Origin of the sequence: Rosistilla carotiformis, from assembly GCF_007753095.1 — a bacterium.
GTDB classification, from domain to species: domain Bacteria; phylum Planctomycetota; class Planctomycetia; order Pirellulales; family Pirellulaceae; genus Rosistilla; species Rosistilla carotiformis.
The window spans coordinates 3,525,597-3,549,829 of the sequence record NZ_CP036348.1 but is presented as its reverse complement, the minus strand read 5'-3'; the positions used below and the strand labels follow the sequence as shown (position 1 = coordinate 3,549,829).

Genomic DNA, 24,233 nt, shown 5'->3' with positions numbered 1-24,233 from the left:
ACCTTCATGACCAACACGTTGGGAAATCTTGAACCCGCGGTCCTTTCGGACATCCGCAGCGCTCCCGGCGACCCGTTGATGCGGATCCGCGGCGCGCGGGTCCACAACCTGAAGAACGTCGATATCGATTTGCGTCGAGACCAGTTGATCGTCCTGACCGGGGTCAGCGGCAGCGGGAAGAGTTCGCTTGCCTTCGACACGATCTATGCCGAGGGGCAGCGTCAGTACATCGAGAGCCTTTCGACCTACGCCCGGCAATTCCTCGACCAATTGCCGCGCCCCGATTGCGACCACATCGACGGCCTGGAACCGACGTTGTGCATCGACCAAAAATCGGGAGCTAGCAATCCTCGCAGTACCGTCGCCACCGTCACCGAGGTCTACGATTACCTGCGTCTATTGATGGCCCGCGTCGGCGCTCCGCACTGCTATCATTGCGGGGCTGCGATTCTGCAGCAGACCAGCGAACAGATCCTCGCTTCGCTGATGAACCTGGCCGAAGAGACGCGTTTGATCGTGTTGGCACCGATGGTTCGCGGACGCAAAGGGGCGCACGAGGATGTGTTTCAGGAGATTCGCAAGGCGGGATTGGTGCGGGCTCGCGTCGACGGCACGATGTACGACATCGAATCGCTCCCCAAACTTTCGCCGCGGAAGAACCATACGATCGAAGCGGTCGTCGATCGGTTGGTCGTTCGCGAAGGAATCGAGTCGCGGTTGGGAGAATCGATCAAAACGGCGCTCAAGTTGAGCGACGGTTTGCTGGTTGCATTTTTCGAACTGCCCGATGCCGACGACTGGGACGAGCGGTTGCTCAGTTCGCGGTACGCCTGTCCGCAGTGCGATATCAGCTATGAGGAACTGGAGCCGCGAACGTTCAGTTTCAACAGTCCCTACGGTGCCTGTCCCGACTGCGATGGCTTGGGGCGTCTTGAGGCGTACGATCCTGACCTGTTGATTCCCGATTGGACGCAGCCTGCCGAAACCGCGGCGATGCTCCCTTGGAAGGGAACTTCGGCGGCGGTTCGCAAGCGGATTCGAGGCACGCTGGAACCGCTGGTCCTCGGCGGTGGAGGCCAATGGGACCAACCGCTCGATCAACTGACCGCCAAGGGGCGGGCGGCATTGACGGCGACGATCGTCGAATTATTGAACGTCGAATGGGAAAAGAAGCTGACCGATGCGCGGCGTGAACAACTGACCAATTGGATCGGGGCGGTCGAGTGTTCGACGTGTGGCGGATCGCGCTTGCGGCGTGAAGCGCTCAGCGTCACTTTGGCCGATCGACATATCGGCCAGATCGTCGCGATGCCCGCGACCGAAGCGACTGTTTTTTTTGCAACCTTGCAGGCCGAATGCGATGCCTCGCTTCGCGACGACTGGGAATACGACAGCGCAGACAAGGAACCTGCCGACGAAAGCGTCGTTCGCGAACGGGCGCCGCGCCGCGTCAAAGCCGGTGGGAAATTGTCTCCTTCGCAGCGCGAGATCGCTCGCCCAATCCTGGTCGAGATCAACAAGCGGCTTCGTTTTTTGGATCAGGTGGGCGTCGGCTATCTCACCTTGGGACGCAGCGCCGATACGCTCAGCGGCGGCGAACTGCAACGCGTTCGTTTGGCGACCAGCATCGGCAGCGGACTTGTCGGCGTCTGTTACATCCTCGACGAACCATCGATCGGACTGCATCAACGCGATAACGATCGCTTGATCGTCGCACTGCGCGACTTGCAGCGGCAAGGGAACACGGTGCTGGTCGTGGAGCACGATGAATCGATGATGCGTGCCGCCGATTGGTTGATCGACATGGGGCCTGGCGCGGGACACCAAGGCGGCGAGATCCTGTTCGCCGGCGAACCTTCATCGATCACGGCGATCGCCGAAGACCAGGCGGAGGCATCGAAGGAGGACAACGATTCGCCCTCGCGCTCGGTCACGGCCGACTATCTGTCTGGGCGGCGCTCGATCCCGGTTCCCGAGTCGCGGCGCAAAGCCGACAAAAATCAGATGCTGACACTGACCGGCGCGAACACTCACAACTTGCAGAACGTGACCGCAAGGTTCCCGCTGGGATGTCTGATCGGAGTGGCAGGAGTTAGCGGCAGCGGGAAGAGTTCGATCGTCAACGATACGCTCTATCCTGCCTTGGCACGCACCCTCGGTCTGCAGTCGGCCAAACCGGGGCCGTTTGAATCGTTGACCGGTGCGGAGGGAATCGACAAATTGATCCGAATCGATCAGGCTCCGATCGGTCGCACGCCGCGCAGCTGTCCGGCGACCTATACCGGGGCGTTGGATCTGATTCGCAAGGTGTTTGCCGAAACCCGCGACGCCAAACAGCGAGGCTTTGCCGCCAACCGATTTAGCTTTAATGCCAAGCCGGGACGCTGCGACCAATGCATGGGGCAGGGGCAGGAAAAGATCGAGATGAACTTTCTGGCCGATCTCTACATTCGATGTTCCGTGTGTGGCGGAAAGCGGTTTAATCGCCAGACGCTGGCGGTGCGGTTCAAAGGGGCTTCGATCGCCGACGTGTTGGAGATGACGATCGACGACGCGGCTGAATTTTTCAAGAACTTCGTCAAGATCGACCGGATTCTCGAGAGCATGCGGAGCGTCGGGTTGGGATATCTGCAGCTGGGCCAACCGTCGACCACGCTCAGCGGCGGCGAGGCCCAGCGGATCAAGTTGGCAACCGAACTTGCGCGGCAGGAAACCGGCAACACGTTGTATCTTTTAGACGAACCGACGACGGGACTCCATTTCGACGACGTCCGTCGCTTGATCGACGTTTTGCAATCGCTGGTCGAAAAGGGGAACACCGTGATCGTGATCGAACACAATCTGGACGTAATCAAGTGTTGCGACTGGATCGTCGAGATGGGCCCCGAGGGGGGCGCGGGCGGCGGCCGTTTGCTGGCCGAAGGGACACCCGAAAAGGTCGTCGCCGGTCCGCCGACGCCAACGAGCCAATACCTGCAGGAACTGCTCGACGCAGCGGTTTCTTGATCGCTCACCTGGCAAGCGGTTACGGCGTGGTGATCACCCCGTTGTGTTCGTCGTAGATCACCACGCCGTCGCAATAGACGGTAAACCGTACGATCTGCAGCAGGTGATTGAACTTCATCTCGATCCGGCCGGGCTTCTCGGTCCCAGCGACTTCCGCAGGCCAGACGAAATCGATGCGGGGATGGATCCTCAGCCAACTGATCCGGTGCCAGACGCAGACCTGGCCGATGTAGAGCCGTTGGCGAAAGTATTTGCCGTCGTAATCGAGTTGAGCCTGAAAGGGCTCGGCAAACGTGATCGTTCGATGCAGCAGACCGCGGGCGACGTGGGCGTGCCGATGCATCCGCTGCCCGGGACTCTCTTCGATCGGCGGCGGTGAAGCGTAGGGATTGAGGTCGTTCATTCGTTTTCCCCAACGCTTCGAGAATAGCGATTCTAAAGTGGCCTAAGCAGGTCGTCTTGTCTTTTTTCGTTTAACCGCGATCCGTTCAACGATGCGTAGTGGACGAGGCTACGAGTCCTTTTACATGCATCAGACCAAATCGCGGGGACTCGTAACCTCGTCCACTACATCCCGCCGCCAATTCTTGCGACGGTCCGAGGCTCCTTCGTTGAACGGTATTGCGTTTAACCGCGAGCCCATCGGGCCGCGCTGCCCTGCAAAACGCGGGGCGATGCCCGCGCGGTTGACCTACAAAACTTGCTGCTTGCTGCTTAGCCTGCGGCAACGGTCGCTTCATCGCGTGCTTTGACTAACAAATCGATCCACGGACCGACGTAGAAGCCGTTGTCGTGGAAGGTTCGTCCGCTGACCAGGTTGCCATCGATCACGCAGGCTTCGTTGACAAACGTGCCACCGCAGACCTCCAGATCGAACTTGCACTTCGGCACCGTTGCCATTTTGCGTCCGCGAACGCAATCGGCGTAAGCGGGGATCTCGACGCCATGGCAAACGCTGGCGATCGGTTTGCCCGCTTCGAAAAAGTGCTTCGTGACGCGGACGAGGTCTTCGTCGTAGCGGATGTATTCGGGAGCCCGACCGCCGGAGAACATGATCCCCGCATATTCTTCCTCTTTGATTTCAGAAAAGGCGACGTCGGCATTGATCGTGTAGCCTTCCCATTCCTTGGTGATCGTCCAGCCCGGCTTCACTTCGTGCATCACCATTTGATAAAGGCGTTTTTCGGGAGCGGCCACCACGGGTTGAAAGCCAGCTTCCTGCAGGCGGTAGAAGGGATACATCGTGTCGAGCGTCTCGGACGCGTCGCCGATGATGATCAGAACTTTGGGTTTATCGGAGGGGGCGTTTGTCATCGGATCTTCCTGAACCTGATGGTTCGGTGCATTGAAACTCGCCAACCGCCGGCGAGGGTAAGTTTCGCGGCATTGTAGCAGACCGAAGGGGACTTCAGGAATTGGTGCCCCATATAGAACCGTCGTCCGGTTCGCTCCATAATCTCAGTCGCGGAACCCGACGCCTCCCTCACCCCTCAAGAATCCCCAAGGAAGAAATTCGACATGGACTACCGTTACGAAGAGATCGCCAAGATGCTGGACCATTCGCTGCTGCAGCCCTTCTTGAAGACCGAAACACTGGAGGCGGGGATCTCGCTGGCGCTGGCGTACGATGTGGCTAGCGTTTGCATCCTGCCGTATTACGTGAAGCGCTGCGCCGACCGGTTGGCTGGCAGCACGGTTCAAACGAGCACAACGATCGGGTTCCCACACGGCGGGCACACGACAGCGATCAAAGCTGCCGAAGCCCAACAAGCGATCGACGATGGATGTCAAGAATTGGACATGGTCGTGAACATCTCGAAGGTTCTCAGCGGCGACTGGGACTACGTCACTCGCGATATCAAGGCCGTCATCGATGTGGCTCACGCAGCCGGGCAGAAGGTGAAGGTGATCTTCGAGAACTGCTACCTCGACGAGGATCAGAAGTCGCGGTTGTGCGCGATCTGCAGCGAACTTGGGGCCGATTGGGTTAAGACCTCCACCGGCTACGGGACCGGCGGGGCGACGTTGGAGGATCTTCAATGGATGCGAGAGAAGTCGGCGCCCCAGGTTCAGGTCAAAGCGGCCGGTGGCGTCCGCGATCTCGATCGTTTGTTGGAGGTCCGCGCGTTGGGAGTCACCCGCGTTGGTGCCAGCGCCACGCAAACGATCCTCGATGAGTGTCGGCGACGATTAAAATTGGAGCCGATCGAATTTGACGAACTGAATAACACGTCGAGTTATTGATTTGGTAACGCAGCGGCGGTTTGGGTATTGCCCCGTGATCGCTTTGACTTGCGGCGTGCGATGCCTAGCGTCGCACCGCCGCCGACCAGCGTCAACAGCATCGAAGTCGGCTCGGGCACACCGGCTGTCGCCTGTAAATCGGCGGTGATCGCCAACTGCACCGCCGAGATATTGAAATCGGTATCAAACGACATATTATTAAGACTAAACGTCAGAGCTGGTTCCCTATCGGTCAGGCCGTCCGCTGGGAGATCAAAGTTTCCCGATACCGGCGCAGCCTCGCTGAACGATACCGTATCGATCCCATTCGTTATGTTGACAATCGTAGTATCTCCAAAGTCATTGAAATCGATCTGCCGAAACGCGAGCGATGTCGCTCCCAGCGTCGGATTCGAAATCATGTTAAACGATCCGTCGATGTAGTTGGTCAGATCGACGCTCAGCCCCGACAAGCCGATCGTCACCAACTCCCCCGATCCGATCACGCTGTTGCTTCCCAAGCCAAGCGCCGAGCCGCCTGTATTTAGGTTCAGCCCCATCGCGGCGTTCCAGGTCATATCGATCGAAAACTCGATCCCCGTCCCCGCGTCGCGGAAGAAATAGGTATCGCTGTAGGTCGGCGACACGTTGTCCGGTATGCCCGTCGGCCCCTGGGCTTGCACCATGTTATTGGCAACGTAGGGCGTCATCGGAGAACTCGTGTTCGCCGTAGAGGTCATGTCGAGCACCGGCGAGAAGGTGATGATGTCCGCGTTGGCCGTAACCATCAAGCCAAGGGAGGCGAGCACTGCCATGGTTCGAATTCGAAAGATCGTCGTCATCTTGGTCCTCTCCTGCCGCGGCCCAACGGAAATCGAATCCGAAATAATCCGATGAACAAATGTACCCGACCCGCAACGCAAAGGCAATCTATGCCAAGTCTCGAATCAGCTTTTCAGATTTCGAGCAAGCTGACGCCATTGTTTTGTGGCGTTTGCGATGATTCGCCTGTCACAAAAGTGGGGACCTATTGAACACCTGCAATCCGCAACTTGGCGACATCAAATCTCCTCGACCGATCGGGAGACTGGTATGGAGTTTGCTCGTACAGGCATTGTTTACAAACCTGGGAGACGAATCCGATGCCAACGAACAAACAATACGTCATCGAGTTTTTTGGTGGCCCCATGGACGGCCACATCGAACCGATCGATGAAGTGCTGAACCCCTTTGTCGTTTTCGCTAGCCGGGCTCCGTCACGCCACGGCGGATTGCTTACGGGGCTACTTCATTTTTGGCGACGAAATCGCCCCCGTCCTAGCATCCTTGCGGTTTACGAATTGCACTGCGACGGAATGCAACAGCGGTACCAGCACGTCCGATCGATCGAAGCCACAGGGATCGATATCGTACCTGTCGGTACGCAGGCGGTGATTTCCGCACCGAAGCCTTCTCCCCTCGGCTCCTCTTCGACGTCGACCAGGTGAACGAAGCGGTTGCCCCTGCCCTCGATAAGTTCTTCGGCACGCTTCCGTGACCTGTCGCCAGGTGCGCTCCCAATAATCACTCCTCCCGCAGCCGATTCTTGTCGATCCCGTCTCCGCGCGCTCGACTAGTTGGTAGTTGCTGACGTCGTCGGCAAAGCTGAGCGCTGAATTGCACGAGGAGGGATGAAATGAAATTTGTCTGTTTGGGATACATTGACGAGGAACAATTTGCCGCCCTCCCCGCACCAGAGGGGCAGCGGATCATGGAATCCTGTTTCGCGTATGACGATGAACTGCGTCGCGGCGGCCATTTTATCGGAGGCGAAGCATTAGATTCAGCAAAGAACGCGGTCATCCTGCGAATCAAAAATGGCAAAGTCGACGTGACCGACGGTCCCTACGCCGAGACCAAGGAGTTTTTGGGCGGAATCTTGCTTCTGGAAGCCAACGACCTCAATCACGCGATCGCGTTGATGTCGCAGCACCCCGGAGTCACCGTGGGGCCGTTTGAAATTCGACCTGCGGACGCTCATGTCAATGCGTTGATCGCCGAACGCGACGCGAAGATCCGAGCTGCGACCGCCCCCGCGGATGCAATCTCACCGACCACGTCGGTCGACGGACAGCCGCCCGTCGTTTCGCGAGCGGAGTGGCAGCAAGCGATGGAGACTCTGCGAGCGAAAGAGAAAAAAGCCACACGTCTTCGCGATGCCTTGGCCGCGGAACGACGCCGCTTACCAATGGTTGCGGTGGAGAAGGACTATCGGTTTGATGGCCCTCACGGAAAAGTTGCGTTGATCGACCTCTTCGAAGGCCGCCGGCAATTGGCGATCTATCACTTTATGTTCGCCGAAGGTGTGGGTGGATGGCCCGATGCAGGATGTCCAGGCTGTTCGCTGTTGGTAGATAACCTGGGGCACCCAGCACATTACAACGCGAGAGACCTCTCACTCGCGTTGGTATCGCGCGGCCCATTGGCGAACTTGCTCACTTACCAAAAGCGGATGGGGTGGAAGCTTCCATGGTACTCGTCCGCGGGAACCACGTTCAACGAAGATTTTGGAGTGTCCACGCCCGATGGAGAAACGCATGGCCTGAGTATCTTCTTACGTGACGACCAAAAAATTTACCAAACGTACTTCACGGGCAAGCGCGGAGCGGAGGTGCTGTTGAGCAACTTCACGCTGCTTGACCTGACGCCATTGGGGCGGCAAGAAATGTGGGAGGACTCCCCGCCTGGCTGGCCACAATCCGAACCGTATCAATGGTGGCGTCGGCACGACGAATATGACACGACGGATTTGGTGGAAATCCAATCATGAGGCGTTGCATCTTCTGCCGGTGCGATGGTGTCGAGAATCTGCGGCCCCACCGCGCAACGCACATGCTCCGCTGGGCTTTGCCAAGCCTCGGATTGTGTATGATTCCCAAATGCCCACTGTGCGTCTCAGCGTACCTTTTCGGTGCGACCGGGATCGCGCTGCCCTTGCCGCTGGCTAGCGGTCTACAAACCGGTGCGATGGCCCTATGCATTGGAACGCTCACCGTGCTGGCGTGCACCGCGATCTGCCGGCGTGCTCAAGTGAATAAAAACGTAAACGACCCTGCTGAAGATAGGATTGCATAATGAAATACATGTTATTGATTTACGGTTCGGAGGAATCGTGGACCGAGGCGGAACGGAAAGCGTGCATGGTGGAATCGATGGGCATTACCGATGAACTGGCCAAATCCGGCAAGTGGATCGCGTCGTCGCCGCTGCACTCCGTGACGACGGCGACCAGTGTCCGTGTCCGCGAGGGGAAGCGACAGGTAACCGACGGGCCTTTTGCCGAGACAACCGAACAATTAGGCGGTTACTACATCATCGATGTGGACGATCTCGACGAAGCGATCGCCATTGCTTCGCGCCTGCCGCCCGCGAAAAAAGGGACCGTCGAGATCCGACCGCTCTTCCCGCTGCCCGACGTTGATCCGCAGTAGAGCGCAGCCGCAAAAGTCGACTCGTCGAGCACCTCGATTTCCGTTCACAAACCTTCGCCAAACGACCCGACAGCGTCTATCCGTCCGCATCCGCACCGCGATCGACCTTGCGGTAAAGGTAGGCGTCGGAGGTGAGTAGCGATGCGAGCAGAGCTTTCATGCTGCCGCCGCTCTCTTGGTAGGCGCGGTGGGCATCTTGCAACACGGGAGCATCGTGGATCGTTTCGTTGCGCCCCATCCAGAAACGGAAGGCGTGGCGGACGAAGACCTGTTGCACGCGTTGGCTGGTCGCCAAACGATTGATCATCTCCAACGCGTTTTCGACGGGGCCGTCCAGCTCGGGATCGCCGCTATCGATGATTGCACCGCTCGTGTCAACAGGCTCCTTCTGCTCTTCGGTCCGATACAGCCCGAGATGGTTGTACATTTCAAACGGCAGCCCCAGCGGGTCCATCTTGCGGTGGCAACGCCAGCATTCATCGGCTCGCGTCACACGCATCCGATGCCGCAACGTCGACTTCGGCTCGACGGGTAGCATCGCATCGACAGTGATCGGAACGTCGGGGACCGCGTCGCCGAGCAGACGCTCGCGAATCCAACGGCCACGCAAGATCGCGTGGTTGTCCATCGCATCGGTATGCGCGACCAACCAACTGGGATGCGTTAGGATCCCTCGCCGCTGATCGGGCGGCAGAGTCGTCAGCGTTCGTGCCGTATTCAGCGGTTTGACGACCTGGGCAACGCGGGCGTGAATCGTTTCCCCTTTGGGCAGCTTAGCATTTTGAATCGTCACCCGCCGCATCTGTCGGGCGGGCTTCTTCCCCTCGACGGCTTTTGGCTTCGGTGGCGGATCGGAGCTGATGAACTGGCCAAAGTAAGGAGCATCCTGCGGTGCGTTGTAGACGACGCGGTCGGTGGTCAGCAGCTCGCCCAAAACGTTTTTGTCTTCCTGCAGAATCAATTCGATCAACCGATCGGTGTTCGCCGTCATCGCAAACATCGCTCGATAGTGCCGCTCTGCGTTCACCTCACCCCCGGCACCAACCAACGCTTTGTTATCCTTGCAGACATGGCCTGCCCGGTCGTAATCGAAGAACTCGCGAAAGAACTGCAACACGCGAGGCTTCCGAATACTGTCGTCGGCCAGGATCCGTTCGATCTCGCGTTTTGCATCCTGCCGTGTCTTTAAACGCCCGTCGGCAACCGCTTGCTGCAGCGCTTCGTCCGGCGGGATGTAGCTGAAAGCCGCATTGATCGCCAACGCCAGTTCTTGGTCCTGCAAAAGGACGCGGCCATATTGGTCGGGCGTCCCGTATTCGGCTAACTCGGGACGAAACAGCGCGTCGCGATCCAAGAAGATCGGCGTCAGACCGAGCAACGCCCCATCCTCTTTCCCGAGGTCGGCGATCGCATCGTTTAATAGTCCCAGATATTCGGCGGTCTCCGCGTCGGTCGGCGGGCGGCAGGTCAGGGCTTCGAACAGATAATTGACAGCCACGATTCGATCCTGCTGCGTATCGTTCTCCTTGGCCATCAGGTCGTGGACGGGAGTGATCGGGCGCTTGGGGGATTTGCCATAAAAGAGACTCTGCGCCAGCCCACGCAAATCGCCATGTTTGTACTTCTTGTCGATTTGGCCAACCTTGTCGGCGAACTGGTACGGTTCGGCATCGGGTCCGTAGGCCATGAACCGCAAAATGTCTTCGGCTGTGTTGGCGATCTGAGTCGCTTCGGATCCGTTCACCGAATAGAGGTTGGCATAGTTTCGCAGGCCATGGTGATTTTCAGTCGTCAGCATCGGCGGGAATCCGGTGATCGCGGCGGCATAAGCGGCCGTGCCTCCAACCCAACCAATCACGCGATCCAGTCCATAATAGACTTTCACTTCGCCATCGAGATTCGGATTGATGTGATCGCCGCGAGTTCGCAACCCGGGGCGTTTGGAATCGAAGTCGGGTTCGCGCGTGATCAGCTCGTTCAATCGCGTGAGATGTTCTTGGGGATGCAGACGCCACAACCGCGCCGGGGTGGAAGTCGGCTCGATCCATCCAGGAATCTCTCCGAACAACAGATCGTGATCCAGATGATTCCCCTTGGTCGGATGCAGGTGCGTTTCGAATCCGCCATGATCTTTCATCGCCCGCTGCAATTCCGCGGTGATCCACGTCGACAGCTTCCAACGCAGGATTGGATCGGGCTGCAATTCGTCCGCCGGCGGCATCTCTTTTAGCGCAACCTGTTCCCAAACCGTCTTCCAAAGCTCGGCGTTGTCGATGGTGGCGTCGGACAGTTCATCCAGAGCGACGCCACCTTCCTGCGTGTTGGCGTCGTGACAATCGATACAGTACTGATGCAGAAACGCTGTCGCCGTCGCCCCCGACATCGGCGGCTGATCGGCCACCGTCCACGATCCAAGCGAAGGGACGATCAGCAAAAACGCAAGCAATGAGGAGAGTCGGAGCATTGGCATCGGTTTCAAAGTCAGTGGCACGCCGCGGATTGCAGATTGAGATCGGATTCGTAGTTCACAGCTGAGGCGAATGTTCAGCCGTCAAGTCGCGTTAGGCCATGATCTCTTCGATCGGGCCGACCTTAGTGTCGTGAACTCCCGCCGTATTCTTGTTCATGTTGAATCGGTCGCGCGTGTCGCCGACCGCATGCAGCAGCGTGGTGTAGAGTGCATTGATCGGACGCTTATCGTTCATCTGAATGAACTGCCCCGTCTTCAGCCGCCCCGCACAATTGCCCAACAGGATGAAGGGCCAGTTGTCGCCGCTTGTGTGCTGCTTGTTCGCGTTGTTGCTGGTGTAGACGATCAACGTGTTGTCCATCATCGTTCCGTCCCCTTCCGGCACCGATTCCAGTTCTTTCATCAATTTGACGAGCATCTGGCAGTTGTACTGGCGGATCTTGATCCAGATCGGATTGTCGGGTTGATCCATGTGGCCAAGGTTGTGACCGGCTTGTGCGATCCCCAGTCCCTTCCACGCGCCGAAGATCTCGCCCCGTCCCGAACCGATCGTCAGGACATTGGTCAGCCCCGCCTTGAGCGTTGCGATGCCGACATCCAACAGCGAATCGTGCCAGTCGGTTTCGAATTCCGGTTTGAGGAACTTGTCGCCATATTCGGGAGCAAACTTTTTCAGATGATCCGAAACGCCAGCCAATCGTTCGCGGAGACCGTTGATTTCGCGGAAACCATCGACGTAGCTGCCGTAGCGCTCGCGATCCCCTTGCGGAAGCGAGCGGCCATGCTGACCGGCCAGTTGCTCGACGCGATTGAAGACGCGCGATCGGGCTTCGAACCGCTGCTTGACATCCCCAGTTGCGATCCCACCAAAGATCATCTGGTACAGATCGTTGGGGTTGGAATGCATGAACAGCGGCTTGCCCGGACCGGCTGCCGAAAGCGTCGCCAAGGTCGGACGCGAGATCATGTTTTCCAACGCATCCATTCCGATGCACAGATGCGGCAGGATCGTCTCAGGCAGCAACTGACTCAGCTCATGATCGATCGTCGCGCCGCTGGGCGGAATCCCGATCCCACCGCGATAGCCACCCAACGCTCCGAAAAACGCGCTGTGTGATGGACTGGTGTGCCGACCATGCAGCCCGTTGATGATCGTCATCTTGTCTTTGTAAGGTTCCAACGCCTGAACCGGTTCGGGCAATGTGATCCCCGAAAGCGATGCATCGTGATCGAGCCCCTGAGGGATACAGGTCGCGGGATCGAAGCCCTGGTTTTGCAAGAAGAAGATCACGCGTCGCGGCGTTCCAGGCCGAGCTGCCGCGGCTTGCACTCGGTTCGGAACCAGCGGTCCACCCAACGCAGCTCCCACTCCGGCGGCAGTCCCCATCAACATCTTGCGGCGATTGATCATCTTCGGAAATCCTTTTGACGGTGGGGATGAGCAGGAAGGTGGTTGGCAGGGGCTGCCGAGACTTTGTTTTGGCTAGCGCAGGGCAAGCCGCATTTTACCGGACGGTCGCGTCAGAAGCTACGATGTTTCAGCCGTCCCGTTTATTGGGATGATTTTGAAAAAAAGCCGAAAAACGCGATCTGCCGGGCGATTGGCGACCGTTTTCTACCGGTCACTCTCCCCAATGCCAGACTCGCACTTCGCCCGGCCGCTCATTAGAATCATACAACTCCCGCCCAATATTCCCTCCACCTTGCCACGAGCCCCCTCGATGAATCTGTTTGCTGGAAGTTTGTTAGTCGCCGCGACTTTGCTGGCCAATGCTGGCGTCAATCAATCCGCGATCGATGAGGTTCGATCGGGCAAGCGGACCGAAGCGCGAGCCTCTTGGTGGGGCTTCGATCCCGAGGACTCCACGGCGGCGTTGCAGAGTGCCATCGATTCGGGTGCCAAGCGAGTGATCGTCGAGGACATGGGCCGGCCCTGGATCGTCACTCCGCTGCAGGCGGCCAGCGACCAGGAACTGATCTTCGAAAAGGGAGCGGTCCTGCAAGCGAAGAAGGGAGAGTTCAAGGGATCGACCGATTCGCTGCTGAATGTGATCAGCAAAAAGAACGTCACGATCCGCGGCGAGGGTGCCACCTTCCGGATGCATCGCGACGATTACGCCAAGCCGCCGTACAAGAAGGCGGAATGGAGGCACACGCTGCAGATCAAGAGCAGCAGCAACGTCCAGGTGCTGGGACTGACGATGTCCGAGAGCGGCGGCGATGGGATCTATCTGGGCGTCGCCACCCGCGGCGTCACCAACAAAAACATCGTGATCCGCGACGTCGTCCTCGACAAACACTACCGCCAGGGAATCAGTGTGATCACGGCCGAAGATCTGTTGATCGAAAACACGATCATGCGCGACACTGGCGGCACGTCGCCGATGGCCGGGATCGATTTTGAACCCAACCATTTCAGCGAGCGATTGGTCAATTGTGTGATGCGGAACTGCATCGCCGAAAACAACCAAGGCGTCGGCTACGCGTTTTACCTTCCCAACCTGACCGCCCAGTCGGCACCGATCTCGATTCGCTTGGAGAACTGCATCGCTCGCGGCAGCAATCGCGCACCGCTCTCTTTCACCAACGGCGAAGGAAAGGGACAGGGGCCGATGACCGGCACGCTCGAATTCGTCGACTGCGATTTCTCCGGCGGCAGCGGTCCCGTCGCGACGATGAACCGCAAACCGGCCGCCGGGGCACGCGTCCGTTTCATCAACTGCCGCCTGGAACCAGGAGCCAGCAAACCGACGACGCCAACGATTTTTTTCGCCTCGCGAGCGGGCAACCAATTGGACGTCGGTGGCGTCGATTTTGAAAGCTGCCGAGTTCACGATCCGCAACAGCGACCGTTGATTGGATTCTACGACGGTGCCAGGGAACTGCATTTGATCGATGTCACTGGCACGTTGAAAACGACATCCGGCGACACCCAACGGACCGTCGAAATCGATCAGAAATATCTCGACGATCTACATCCGGGAAACAAGTTCCAACGGTTCCCCAAATACGAAACCGACGGGACAACTTTCATTCCGTTAAAGCCGTTGAAACCCGACGCGATGCTGCCGCAGCCCAATTTCACGCTTCGCGGCTCGGGAACGTTTGTGCTGTTTGCCGAAAGCGGCACTCCAGTGGAACTGAAGCTGAACCACAGCCACGTCGGTAACTACACCGGGACGCCGGTGGTTGTCGAAGCGATCGCGCCGAGCGGCAAGAAGTTGCCAATCGGTGAGGTTCCGCTCGATACGACCGGCTCGCTTGGTTTTGTCGCTCCAGAATCCGGAATCTACCAAATCCCAATCGATGTCGGCCCGAACAAGTTTTCCTTGGAAGCGACCAATTGCCCGACCGTCATCTCCAGCGAAACGGGGCGCGTGCGGTTGGTTTACTCCGTCGGCAAACTCTACTTCTACGTCCCCCCGGGAACCAAGCAATTTGGCGTCAAAGCCTACGGCGACGGAGGCGAAGTGGTCGCCGTTGCGGTCTCAGACCCGCAAGGGAAGTCCGTTTGGGAAAAGACAAAGATCTCGGCCCCCGAACAATTTGTGGGTGTTCCCGAATCGCAGCAGGGAGAAATCTGGACGCTGCAAATTTCGCGTCCTTCATCGGGACGCATGGAAGATTATTTTGTCGAACTGCAAGGGCTGCCACCGTTCTTCGCAACGCATCGCGATTGCCTGTTGCAGCCCGCACTCTAGCCCATGAAGCGGCAACGGACATTTCTTAAATTACACCTTGTTCCACCCGACTGACGATCGATTTCGCATGAAAAGATTTTGCTGCCTACTCTTGTTGTTGTCTCTAAGTGGCCCCGTTGCCGCGCAGGCGTTTGTTCCCAATCTCGGTCCCGATCTTCCATCGATCACCGTCCGTTGTGGGGAGGTGACGTTGATGTTGCGTCGGCATTCGCAGTGGACTCCCGCCCGGATCGATTTCCGCGGCACGCCGATGACCACCGAAAGGAGCGCGTATGGGACGGTCTTCCGCTATCCGGAAATCGGATTTATCGGAACGGGGCACTTGGAGAACGAACCCGAGGAATTGCAATCGCTAACCTTCTACGTCGACGGGAAAGAAGTCGCCACGCCGACGGCGGAGCTGTCGGGGGAAACGCTCCGATTTGTGAGGGTGTCCAAGATTCGCGGTTTTCGGCTGACCAACGTCTTCGAAATCAAAGAGGATCGATTGTACGAAACCACGACGGTGGCGGCTGATGTCGAGACGCCGCTGGACCTGGTCTACCATTTCATGCACGCCTGGACGCCAACGGTTTCGGTGCTGATGGCGGGGAGCGATGCGAAGCCGGAGGCCGATCTGATTCAGCCGCTGTTGAACGATGACGAGGTCGACCACAAGTTCTACATCAATGCAGCTGTCGATTGGATGTCGGTCTACGAACCGGGCAGCCAACAATTTGCTGTCTCCCGTTTGTTGGAAACGCCCGCGACGGCTGGCAGCACGTCGAAGGTCTGGAACGTCGTCGGAACGTATCGCAAGTATTATCTGACAGCATTTCAGAACCAAACCGTCCCCAAGGGGTTTAAGGGAACCTGGCGGATGGTGACGGGATTTGGCGAGGGGGACCGCGAGCAGTGGCCGGAGGCAGCTCGCAAGCTGGCGAGCGAACTGAGCAAATAACACCACCGAAACCGACTGCCGACGCGTGGCGGCGGATACCTGAAATGGGAAGACCGATGGCGCCTTGATCTCGATCGCATGCGACAAATATGTACTAAAATGAAGCTGCCGAACTTGTCGCTTCGTTTCCATTGGCTCCCTTTTTTATGTCCGACATCACCCAGATCCTGCATCAAATCGACAACGGCGATCTGGCGGCGGCCAACGATTTGCTCCCCTTGGTCTACGCGGAACTGCATCGGCTGGCGAAGCGGAAGATGCAGCATGAGATTGCCGGCCACACGCTGCAGCCGACGGCGCTGGTGCACGAAGCCTACATGCGGTTGGTAGCTAGCAACGTGGGGCAGGAGTGGGATGGACGAGGCCACTTCTTCGCCGCGGCGGCTGAATCGATGCGGCGGATCTTGATCGAGAGCGCTCGGAATCGCAAGAGTCTCAAGCGAGGCGGCGATTGGGCGCGGTGCCAGTTGGCCGAGGAGGACGCGGTAGCCGTCCCCGACAACGCCGAGGAGCTGCTGGACCTCGACGCCGCGCTCACCAAGCTGGGCGAGACCGAACCGGAGATGGCTAAACTGGTCGAGCTACGTTATTTCGCCGGTCTCAGCGTGGAAGAGTCGGCCAAGGCGCTCGGCATCTCGCCGCGAACGGTCAAACGCAACTGGGCCTTTGCCCGAGCCTGGTTGGGACGCGAACTACGAGCCGAAGCGGACAGCTAAAAATTTTGGCCCCCGACGCGTTCAGAATTCGCATTCTTACAGGTCGTAGTTTCGCTCCGAAATCGACCACCGCCCAATGGATTGGCATTTGCGAGGTTGCCCCACCCGATGAGTCCCAAGCACGAAAAGACGATTTTCTTCGAAGCGCTCGAAATCGAATCGCCTCGCGCGCGGGAGGCCTTTGTGCAGGGAAGATGCCAAGGGGATCCCGAGCTGTTGAATGCTGTCTCGCGATTGTTGGCCGAACACGATCGCGCCGACAACCCGATCGACCATCCCGTCGTGGCAAGCTTGCCGACATTCGATGCGGTCACCCAACAGGTGGCTCGGTCGATCGAAGCAAATCACCCACCGGGGACGATGGTTGGTCCGTACAAGTTGATGGAACAGATTGGCGAAGGGGGCTGCGGGTTGGTCTTCGTCGCCGATCAACAGGTTCCGGTCCGTCGCCGCGTGGCGCTGAAGATCATCAAACCGGGGATGGAAACCCGCCAAGTGATCGCCCGCTTCGAAGCCGAACGGCAGGCGTTGGCGATGATGGATCATGAGAACATCGCCCGCGTCTTCGATGCCGGTGTGACGCAGACCGGGCAACCTTACTTTGTGATGGAACTGGTCCGCGGCGTTCCATTGAACGAGTTTTGCGACAACCACCGACTCGACACGCGCCAGCGGTTGGAGCTGTTTCTATCGATCTGCAACGCCGTCCAGCACGCCCATCAAAAGGGAATCATCCACCGCGACCTCAAGCCTTCGAACGTCTTGGTGACGCTGCAAGATGGCCGCCCGATCGCCAAGGTGATCGATTTTGGAATCGTCAAAGCGATCGGACAAAGTCTGACCGACAAAACGATCTACACGCGGCTGGCGTCGATGATCGGCACGCCGGCCTATATGAGTCCTGAACAGGCGGAGATGAGCAACGTCGACGTCGACACGCGCAGCGACATCTATTCGTTGGGGGTCTTGTTGTACGAACTGCTGACCGGATCGACGCCGTTTGTCGTCGGCCGCTTGAACAGCGTCGGGTTCGACGAATTGCGGCGGATCATCCGTGAAGAGGAACCGCCGAGTCCCAGTACGCGGCTGAGCACGTTGGGCAATCAATTGTCGACAACGGTCTCCGCCAATCGCCGGTTGGAACCCGCCAAACTGACCTCCTTGATGCGTGGCGATCTCGACTGGATCGTGATGAAGGCGATCGATAAAGATCGTGCCCGCCGATATCCCAGTGCGATCGCCTTGGCTCAGGATGTCTCTCGATTTTTGGAGGGCCAGCCGGTCGAAGCCCGTCCGCCGTCGACGCTGTATCGTTTTTCCAAATTCGCCCGCCGCAATAAGGTCGCGTTGACGACGGTCTCGCTGGTCGCCGGTGCGTTGGTGCTGGGAACGGTTGTCAGTCTTTGGCAGGCGCGGGTGGCCTACCACGCCATGGAACAGGCTCGCGTGGCGGCGGCAGCAGCCAAAAGCTCCAACGCGGAACTGGAGGGATTTACCGACCGCTTGCGCCGCGCCAACACGTTGATCGCCTCCGGCCGCGCCTATGCCGACGCCGGCGACTGGTCCAACGCCAACGAAGCGTTTACCAACGCGACTCAGACCCAGCCCCGTTATTTCCACGCATGGATGGACCGGGGATCGCTGTACGCGAAAATGGGGCTCTGGGAAATGGCCGCGAGCGATTACCGCAAGGCGCTCGAATTGGGAACTCCCGTCGATGGAGTGCAATTCCTGGGAGTCCCGCAGCTATTCGACTACGTTGGCGATCACGCGATGTATGAACAACTCACCAAGGATCTCGCCCAATCCAGCAGCGGTTCATTGGGGACAATTTTGCGAGGCCAGTTGGTCGACCAGCCGTCGGCTGAGGTCTCGGCCCAGTTGGCGGTTTTGGGTGAGCAATTGTTGGAAGAGCGTCGGTTAAGACCCGACGGCCGGCCGACGCGGACTTCGCGGATTCCCCGGGGCCCCAAGTTGTATGTCGCCGGTTGGGCCCATCTGCGCAATGGAGATATCGATCGGGCGATCGAGCGGTTGGAAGAATCGCTCGACGAATCGGCGATCTGGCCGGCTAGCGGGATCAATTACCCGCTGCTGGCGATCGCTTACACTCAAGCCGGACGCAGCGACGACGCAGCCAAAGCTTGGACTCTCGCAAAGCAATCGCGCGATCAATGGCTCGACCAATCGATCGAAACCCAACAGGGAACGCCTCCGATTCCGTGGTTCGATTGGATCGAGTTTCTGATGAACTATCGAGAGGCTTCGCTGCGGCTGACCGGCGAACTCCCTCCCGACGATCCTCGCTTGGATCAACTTAAGTCGCTGGCACGGGGGGCAATTGCGAACTCGGCTCCAGATCCTCTTCCGAGCCCGTGATGCTAGCCGTCACCAAATACATCACCGGAACAAAGATCAACACGATCAGGGTGCTCAGCCCCAAACCGAATGTCAAACTAGTCGCCATCGGCGAAACAACCTGAGCTTCTTTGGATCGTTCCAACAGGATCGGGAACATTCCAGCGATCGTGGTCAGCGACGTCAGCAGCACCGCGCGGAAACGCCGCCGCCCGCCATCGATGATCGCTTCGTGTAACGGCAGCCCGTCGCGAACGCGGCGGTTGATAAAGTCGACCAAGACGATCGAGTCGTTGACGACGACACCCGACAGCGCGACGATCCCAAAGATACTGAACAGCGTCAGATCGATATCCATCACGATGTGGCCGACGATCGCGCCGATGAATCCAAAGGGAATGATCGACAGGATCAAGATCGCTTGCCAACTGGATCCGAACTGGATTGTTAGCAGCAGAAACATCGCTCCCATGACGACAATAAATCCAACGGTCAGGCTGTCGACCGTTTCAGTCGTTTGCTCCTGTTGCCCGCCCCACATGATTTCAACGCCGGGAAACTCCGCTTCCAGCGTCGGAACAAAATTGGCTCGCAGGTCGGAGACGACGTTAAAGGCATTCCCTTTCGATTCATCGACGTCGGCGACTACGCTGATCGAACGCATCTGATTGATGCGGCGGATCTCGGCATAGCCACGCTGCACGTCGACCTCCGCGATTTGGTTGATTGGACGCTCGACGCCTTCGCCCGTGCGAACTCGGATCCCATTGAAGCTGACAAGCGTGTTGCGGTCCTCGCGAGGATAACGGACCCGAAGCGGAACCTCGTGCCGGCCGCGTTGCAACCGCATCACCTCTTCGCCGTAATAGCTGGCTCGCACCGTTCCGGCGACGTCGGCCAACGAGATCCCCATCGCCTTGGCATCGTCGCGAACTTGCATCCGGTATTCCCATTTACCCTGCCGCGTGTCGGTCGCGATGTCGGAGACGTAAGGATATTCAGCCAGTTTCAATTTAGTACGCTCGATCGCCGCGTCCAATTCATCCAGGTGTTGTGACGAAGCCATCAACCGCACCTCGATCGGCAGCGACGCGGGGCCGCGCGGCGTCGCTCCAAAGGCCAATGATTCGGTTCCTGGCATCCGCCCCGTCTCTTCACGCCACATCCGAACGATCTCGGCGCTGGAAACGGTCCGCTGGCCGATGTCGTTGAGTTGAACGAACAGTCCACCGATATGGCTGGACGACGCTGCGGAGACCTCGTCGCCGGTCGAGCCGACCGCCCGCTGGACCGCTTTGACAAAACCGTCCGGATCGGTCGTCAGCCCCTCGTCGATGCTGCGTTGATTGACTCGCCAAATCGCAGCTTCCATCCGCTGCGTGGCGGCATCCGTTGTCTTGACGGGCGTGCCATCGGGATAGACGACTTGCGCGGTCACAAACCCAAAATCGATCTTCGGCAGCAATAGGAACTGCACCATCCCCGACCGGACGACGCCGATCGACAGCAACAACATCCCGGTAGCGACCGAGATCGTGATCGCCGGGTTTCGCAGCGAGATCTTCAGGAACGGGGTATAGACGCGTTCGATGAACCATTCCAACCAAACGGTCACGATGCCGTTGGCCTTCTTGACCAGCCACGCCAACGGATGCAACGGCAACAGCAACCAGACGACCACGTCCAGAAAGCGGCTGCGGCGATGGGAGAGGTGCGACGGCAGGATCGTTAGACTTTCGAACATCGACAGCAGCAGCATCGCGCCGACGCACAGCGGCAACACGACGGTCATCCGTTGGATGTTCCCTTCCAAATACATGATCGGGCTGAACGCGATGATCGTCGTTAGCACAGCGGTGATCACGCTGGGAGCCACTTCCGTCGCCCCGTCGATCGCCGCGTCACGCCACGATTTGCCCATCTGTTGATGGGCGTAGATGTTTTCGCCGACGACGATCGCATCGTCGACGACGATTCCCAATGCGATCAAAAAGGCGAACATCGACGTCATGTTCAGCGTCATGCCGCCGTAGTACATGTAAATGCAAGCGCCCAACAACGAGACGGGAATCCCAAGCGACACCCACCACGCTAATCGCATCTCTAAAAACAGTGCGAGTACAACAAAGACAAGGACCAGCCCCATCCAGCCGTTTTTGGCTAGCAGGTTCAACCGGTCGCTGACCGTTTTGGAACGGTCGCGCATCGTTATCATCGAATAGCCGGCGGGAAGGTCGTGTTTCGCTCGAGCGGCAAAGTCTCGCACCTCTTGAGCGACGACCAACAGATCGTCGGCGCTGGTCGTTTCGACGGAGATCACCACGGCGGGACGACCGTTGATTTCGTTGACGGCTTCGTCGACGGAGAACTCATCGCGAACGCGGCCCAGATCGCCGACAGTCAGCACGACGCCACCGGCTTGGCTGACCAACGGGATATTGGCGATCTCTTCGCCGACTTCGTGCTTGTCGCTTCCCCGCAGCACGACCTCTTGCGATTGACCTTTTAGCGTACCGCCGGGCAACTCGACGTTGTTGCTACGAACGATCTCCGCGACATCGCGCAACGACAAATTGTATTCGCGGAGCGTCCGTTCGGGGATTTCGATGTCGATCTGATATTTCGGCGCACCGACAAAATCGACGACTGAAACCGAAGGCAACGCAAGCAGGTCGGTCCGCACCGATTCGGCGACGCGGTGCAACGCCAGCGCCGCTTCGACCCGCTTTTCAGCCCGCTCGGCTCGATCGACGCCTCGCGACGTGGAACTGTCGCCATCGGAACTCTCCGCCTCGGCATCACTTTTGGGCCCCATCACCGCCACGCGAATCGCGGTGACAAAATTCGTTCGCAACCGGATATCGGGACGTTCGGCCAGTTCGGGGAAGCTGGGGATTTGATTGATCAGCGTCGTGACTTCCGTCAGCACGCGTTGAGCGTCCATCTGCGTGGCGTCGCTCTCGAGTTCAAACGTCACGCTCCCCAAGCCCTCCGTCGCGGCGGAGGTCATCTCATCGATGCCGTCGACGGTCCGCGTCGCCTCTTCGATCTTCTCCAGAATCCCCTCTTCGATCTCGTCGGGACTGGCTCCCGGATATTCGACCGACACGGTCAGGACATAGAGTTCGAAATCGGGCCAGAATTCGCGTCGCAGATTTGCCAGACTCCAGGCACCTAAAACCAAGGTCCCGAGCATAATGACATTCATTGCCTGCGAGTTTTTGACGGCCCATGCGATGATCGACTTCATCGTGCCACTCCGCTAACCAAGGTCGTTTTGGGGCGATTGCGATCGGTCTGGTTGCCATCGGTCGCGGGGGAATCGACGCCAACAGCGGCCACCGGCGGCCGCTTCGCCTTCGAATCGCGAGCCTTGGCCGTCATCACCGGTAAGCCGTCGCGTGGATCGTTGACCGGGGAGACGATCACCGAAGCAAGCTTTGATACATCGGCGGGCGAAACGCCGTTGTGCTCGCCGTTGCTCGATGCGATTCCAGCCGATTGGCGTTCTGGTAAACGAGCGTCGACGATTACGTCGCCATCGATCTGCCCGACGACTTCGATTTGGACGATCCGCATCTTGCCATCGCGATTGATCCAGATCCGGTCGCCGGGGCGAATCGCCGATTCGGAAACGCGATACAACGGACGCGTCGCGTCGACGTGCAGGTGAACCGAAACGAACATCCCTCGCAACAATTGCCGCGGTCCGTCGACTCCAATCGCGTGGCCGGGCGATTCCAGCGATCGGTCGGCCGTGCTTTCGATGGCGAAAGGAAATGCGTTGGCCCCCACGCGTTCAACCGCTTCGGGGTCATCGACGCGAAACAGACAGGGAAAGGTCCGCGTATCCTGGTCGATCCCAGCGCCATCGATCCGTTTCAGCACGGCCGCCCATTGATAGGTTCGGTTGCCCAAACGGTATTCGATGTTGCAATTGACTTCGGGCAGGTGGTGTGCCGCGGAGGATCCGGCCTCTTCGAGATTGGCAGCGGAGTTGCGTGCGTTCCAAACCCAATACATCTGTTCAACCGTCAGGTTCGACCGAACCTCGACCGCGCTGACATCTTCGATCGTGACAAACGAAGTTCCCGCCGCGACAAACGATTGCTCTTCGACGTTACTCATCACCACGCGGCCGCGGATCGGAGCGCGAACGACGGTACGGTCCAAGTCCAACTGAGCTCGCCGCCGCGCGACCTCGGTCGACGCTTGCCGTTCCACGATCAGCTTCCGTTGCGCTTCGAGTTCGCGGCGTCGGTTTTGCAGTTCGACCACCGCAGCGCTGGCCGAAAGTTCGGCCTCCTCGGCGGCGTCGACCTCGGCGATCGAAGCAGCATTTTGTTGGATCAACGAATGGGCTCGTTTGCTCGCCGCTTCGGTCAATCGAGCGCGGCGTTGGGACAGCGCAACCAATTGATCGGTGTTTTGAATACTGACATCGATCGCTTCCAGCTCAGCCGCTTCCTGATTCTGCTGGGAGACCAATCGCTGCACTTCGAGTTCGTATTCGATCGGATCCAACCGAACCAACACCTCGTCCTTCTCAACCATCCGCCCGGCTCGCATGTTGGGGGACAGTTCAACGACACGTCCGGGAACCTCGGTCGCCAACCGGATCTCGCGGAGCGGAACGACGACGCCGTTAGCGGTCAGCGATACGGGGCCTTCATGAATTCGCAGGGCTTCGGTATCGACGACCGTCGCCGCCGGTTTGGGCGGCTTTGACATCGCCGGACGCTCGCGTTTGCCCAGTTTGGTGTAGGCGATCACGCACATCGTGAGCACGCTGGCGGAGACGGCGAAGTTGATAAACAGATGGACGCGAGAACGCCTGGCCGCAACGTTTGATTCATTCATGCGGTTGTCCCAATCGGAGGGGTGTTTTGCTGGTGGAAGGTCGAGCGCTCTGCCCCGCACTCGGTGAACTCGTCCCCAAGTCATGCGAAAACGCTCGCCGGGCGGGGCCAATTTTTCGCAAGAATCGCGAAAGACAGGGAAATTCGGGCAGATCGACGCATTAAGAAAGCAAATCGCCGGGCCGTTGGCCCTATGGATTTCACTTGGCAATCACGCCACCCAGGCCGTTGGCCTGGGCTTAGCAAATGGCTGGAGCTTCGCTCCGCAAAACGAATGCAAAACGGATGGCGGCCTCGCCTCCGGAGGTGCGCCGCTGCGGGACGGCCTCCGGCTACCATCTTTCATCCCTTCGGGATCTCTCGGGCCGGACACTATCGCCGTAGCATTCCATCGACCGCAACGCGGGCGCACCGGTTTCGGATGCAGGGCTGAAGGCCAGGCGATTTGCATAGCCCAGGCCAACGGCCTGGGACCCCATGACACGCGAAA

At 58.7% G+C, this 24,233-nt stretch carries 16 protein-coding genes; 9 read left to right on the top strand and 7 right to left on the bottom strand.

What is annotated here, in order from left to right; translation table 11 throughout:
• Nucleotides 1–6: 6 nt before the first annotated feature.
• A complete protein-coding gene (gene uvrA / locus Poly24_RS12860) occupies nt 7–3,006 on the top strand; it encodes an excinuclease ABC subunit UvrA (protein WP_197452540.1) in 3,000 nt (999 codons plus the stop codon).
• A gap of 19 nt (nt 3,007–3,025) precedes the next feature.
• On the opposite strand, the gene Poly24_RS12855 is transcribed toward uvrA, so the two are convergent.
• Both Poly24_RS12855 and Poly24_RS12850 read right to left on the bottom strand, forming a co-directional pair.
• Nucleotides 3,026–3,409 carry a hypothetical protein gene (locus Poly24_RS12855; RefSeq protein WP_145095665.1) on the bottom strand — a complete coding sequence of 128 codons (384 nt, stop codon included), beginning with the start codon at nt 3,407–3,409 and terminating at the stop codon, nt 3,026–3,028.
• Nucleotides 3,410–3,720: 311 nt separating this feature from the next.
• On the bottom strand, nt 3,721–4,320 hold the full coding sequence (locus Poly24_RS12850; RefSeq protein WP_145095662.1) for a DJ-1/PfpI family protein: 600 nt from the start codon (nt 4,318–4,320) through the stop codon (nt 3,721–3,723).
• Nucleotides 4,321–4,524: 204 nt separating this feature from the next.
• Here Poly24_RS12850 and deoC point away from each other — a divergent pair, with 204 nt between their 5' ends.
• The gene (deoC, locus tag Poly24_RS12845; protein WP_145095659.1) at nt 4,525–5,250 is read left to right on the top strand and encodes a deoxyribose-phosphate aldolase; all 726 of its coding nucleotides are present in this window, start codon (nt 4,525–4,527) and stop codon (nt 5,248–5,250) included.
• Here deoC and Poly24_RS12840 read toward each other — a convergent pair.
• Entirely contained in the window at nt 5,244–6,071 is an 828-nt protein-coding gene (locus Poly24_RS12840) for a PEP-CTERM sorting domain-containing protein (RefSeq protein WP_145095656.1), read from the bottom strand. The two genes, deoC and Poly24_RS12840, sit on opposite strands and share 7 nt — an antisense overlap.
• A 300-nt stretch (nt 6,072–6,371) precedes the next feature.
• On the opposite strand from Poly24_RS12840, the gene Poly24_RS12835 reads away from it, so the two are divergent.
• From Poly24_RS12835 to Poly24_RS12825, 3 genes are all read left to right on the top strand, one after another.
• Nucleotides 6,372–6,716: a hypothetical protein gene (locus tag Poly24_RS12835; protein WP_145095653.1), complete on the top strand. Its 345-nt coding sequence runs from the start codon at nt 6,372–6,374 to the stop codon at nt 6,714–6,716.
• 188 nt (nt 6,717–6,904) lie between these two features.
• Nucleotides 6,905–8,038, top strand: coding sequence for a DUF899 family protein (locus tag Poly24_RS12830; RefSeq protein WP_145095650.1), 1,134 nt, complete (start codon nt 6,905–6,907; stop codon nt 8,036–8,038).
• Between the two features lie 304 nt (nt 8,039–8,342).
• Complete coding sequence (locus Poly24_RS12825) at nt 8,343–8,699, top strand: YciI family protein (RefSeq protein ID WP_145095647.1); 357 nt, start codon at nt 8,343–8,345, stop codon at nt 8,697–8,699.
• 76 nt (nt 8,700–8,775) lie between these two features.
• Here the strand turns inward: Poly24_RS12825 and Poly24_RS12820 are convergent, their stop codons facing one another.
• The gene (locus Poly24_RS12820) at nt 8,776–11,163 is read right to left on the bottom strand and encodes a DUF1588 domain-containing protein (RefSeq protein WP_145102870.1); all 2,388 of its coding nucleotides are present in this window, start codon (nt 11,161–11,163) and stop codon (nt 8,776–8,778) included.
• Between the two features lie 97 nt (nt 11,164–11,260).
• A complete protein-coding gene (locus tag Poly24_RS12815; protein WP_145095644.1) occupies nt 11,261–12,580 on the bottom strand; it encodes a DUF1552 domain-containing protein in 1,320 nt (439 codons plus the stop codon).
• 310 nt (nt 12,581–12,890) lie between these two features.
• Between Poly24_RS12815 and Poly24_RS12810 the strand changes: the two genes are divergently transcribed.
• The 4 genes from Poly24_RS12810 (at nt 12,891) to Poly24_RS12795 (ending at nt 18,905) form a co-directional block, all read left to right on the top strand.
• Nucleotides 12,891–14,870: a right-handed parallel beta-helix repeat-containing protein gene (locus Poly24_RS12810; protein WP_197452539.1), complete on the top strand. Its 1,980-nt coding sequence runs from the start codon at nt 12,891–12,893 to the stop codon at nt 14,868–14,870.
• A 67-nt stretch (nt 14,871–14,937) separates the two neighbouring features.
• Nucleotides 14,938–15,810, top strand: a complete 873-nt coding sequence (locus Poly24_RS12805) for a hypothetical protein (RefSeq protein ID WP_145095638.1) — start codon at nt 14,938–14,940, stop codon at nt 15,808–15,810.
• A 146-nt stretch (nt 15,811–15,956) separates the two neighbouring features.
• Complete coding sequence (locus Poly24_RS12800; RefSeq protein WP_145095635.1) at nt 15,957–16,526, top strand: ECF-type sigma factor; 570 nt, start codon at nt 15,957–15,959, stop codon at nt 16,524–16,526.
• A gap of 108 nt (nt 16,527–16,634) precedes the next feature.
• Nucleotides 16,635–18,905: a serine/threonine-protein kinase gene (locus Poly24_RS12795; protein WP_145095631.1), complete on the top strand. Its 2,271-nt coding sequence runs from the start codon at nt 16,635–16,637 to the stop codon at nt 18,903–18,905.
• On the opposite strand, the gene Poly24_RS12790 is transcribed toward Poly24_RS12795, so the two are convergent.
• Both Poly24_RS12790 and Poly24_RS12785 read right to left on the bottom strand, forming a co-directional pair.
• A complete protein-coding gene (locus Poly24_RS12790) occupies nt 18,844–22,134 on the bottom strand; it encodes an efflux RND transporter permease subunit (RefSeq protein ID WP_145095628.1) in 3,291 nt (1,096 codons plus the stop codon). The two genes, Poly24_RS12795 and Poly24_RS12790, sit on opposite strands and share 62 nt — an antisense overlap.
• Nucleotides 22,131–23,744 (bottom strand): efflux RND transporter periplasmic adaptor subunit, encoded by a 1,614-nt coding sequence (locus Poly24_RS12785; protein ID WP_197452538.1) that lies wholly within the window; start codon nt 23,742–23,744, stop codon nt 22,131–22,133. The genes Poly24_RS12790 and Poly24_RS12785 overlap by 4 nt, the downstream gene beginning before the upstream one ends.
• Nucleotides 23,745–24,233 lie beyond the last annotated feature (489 nt).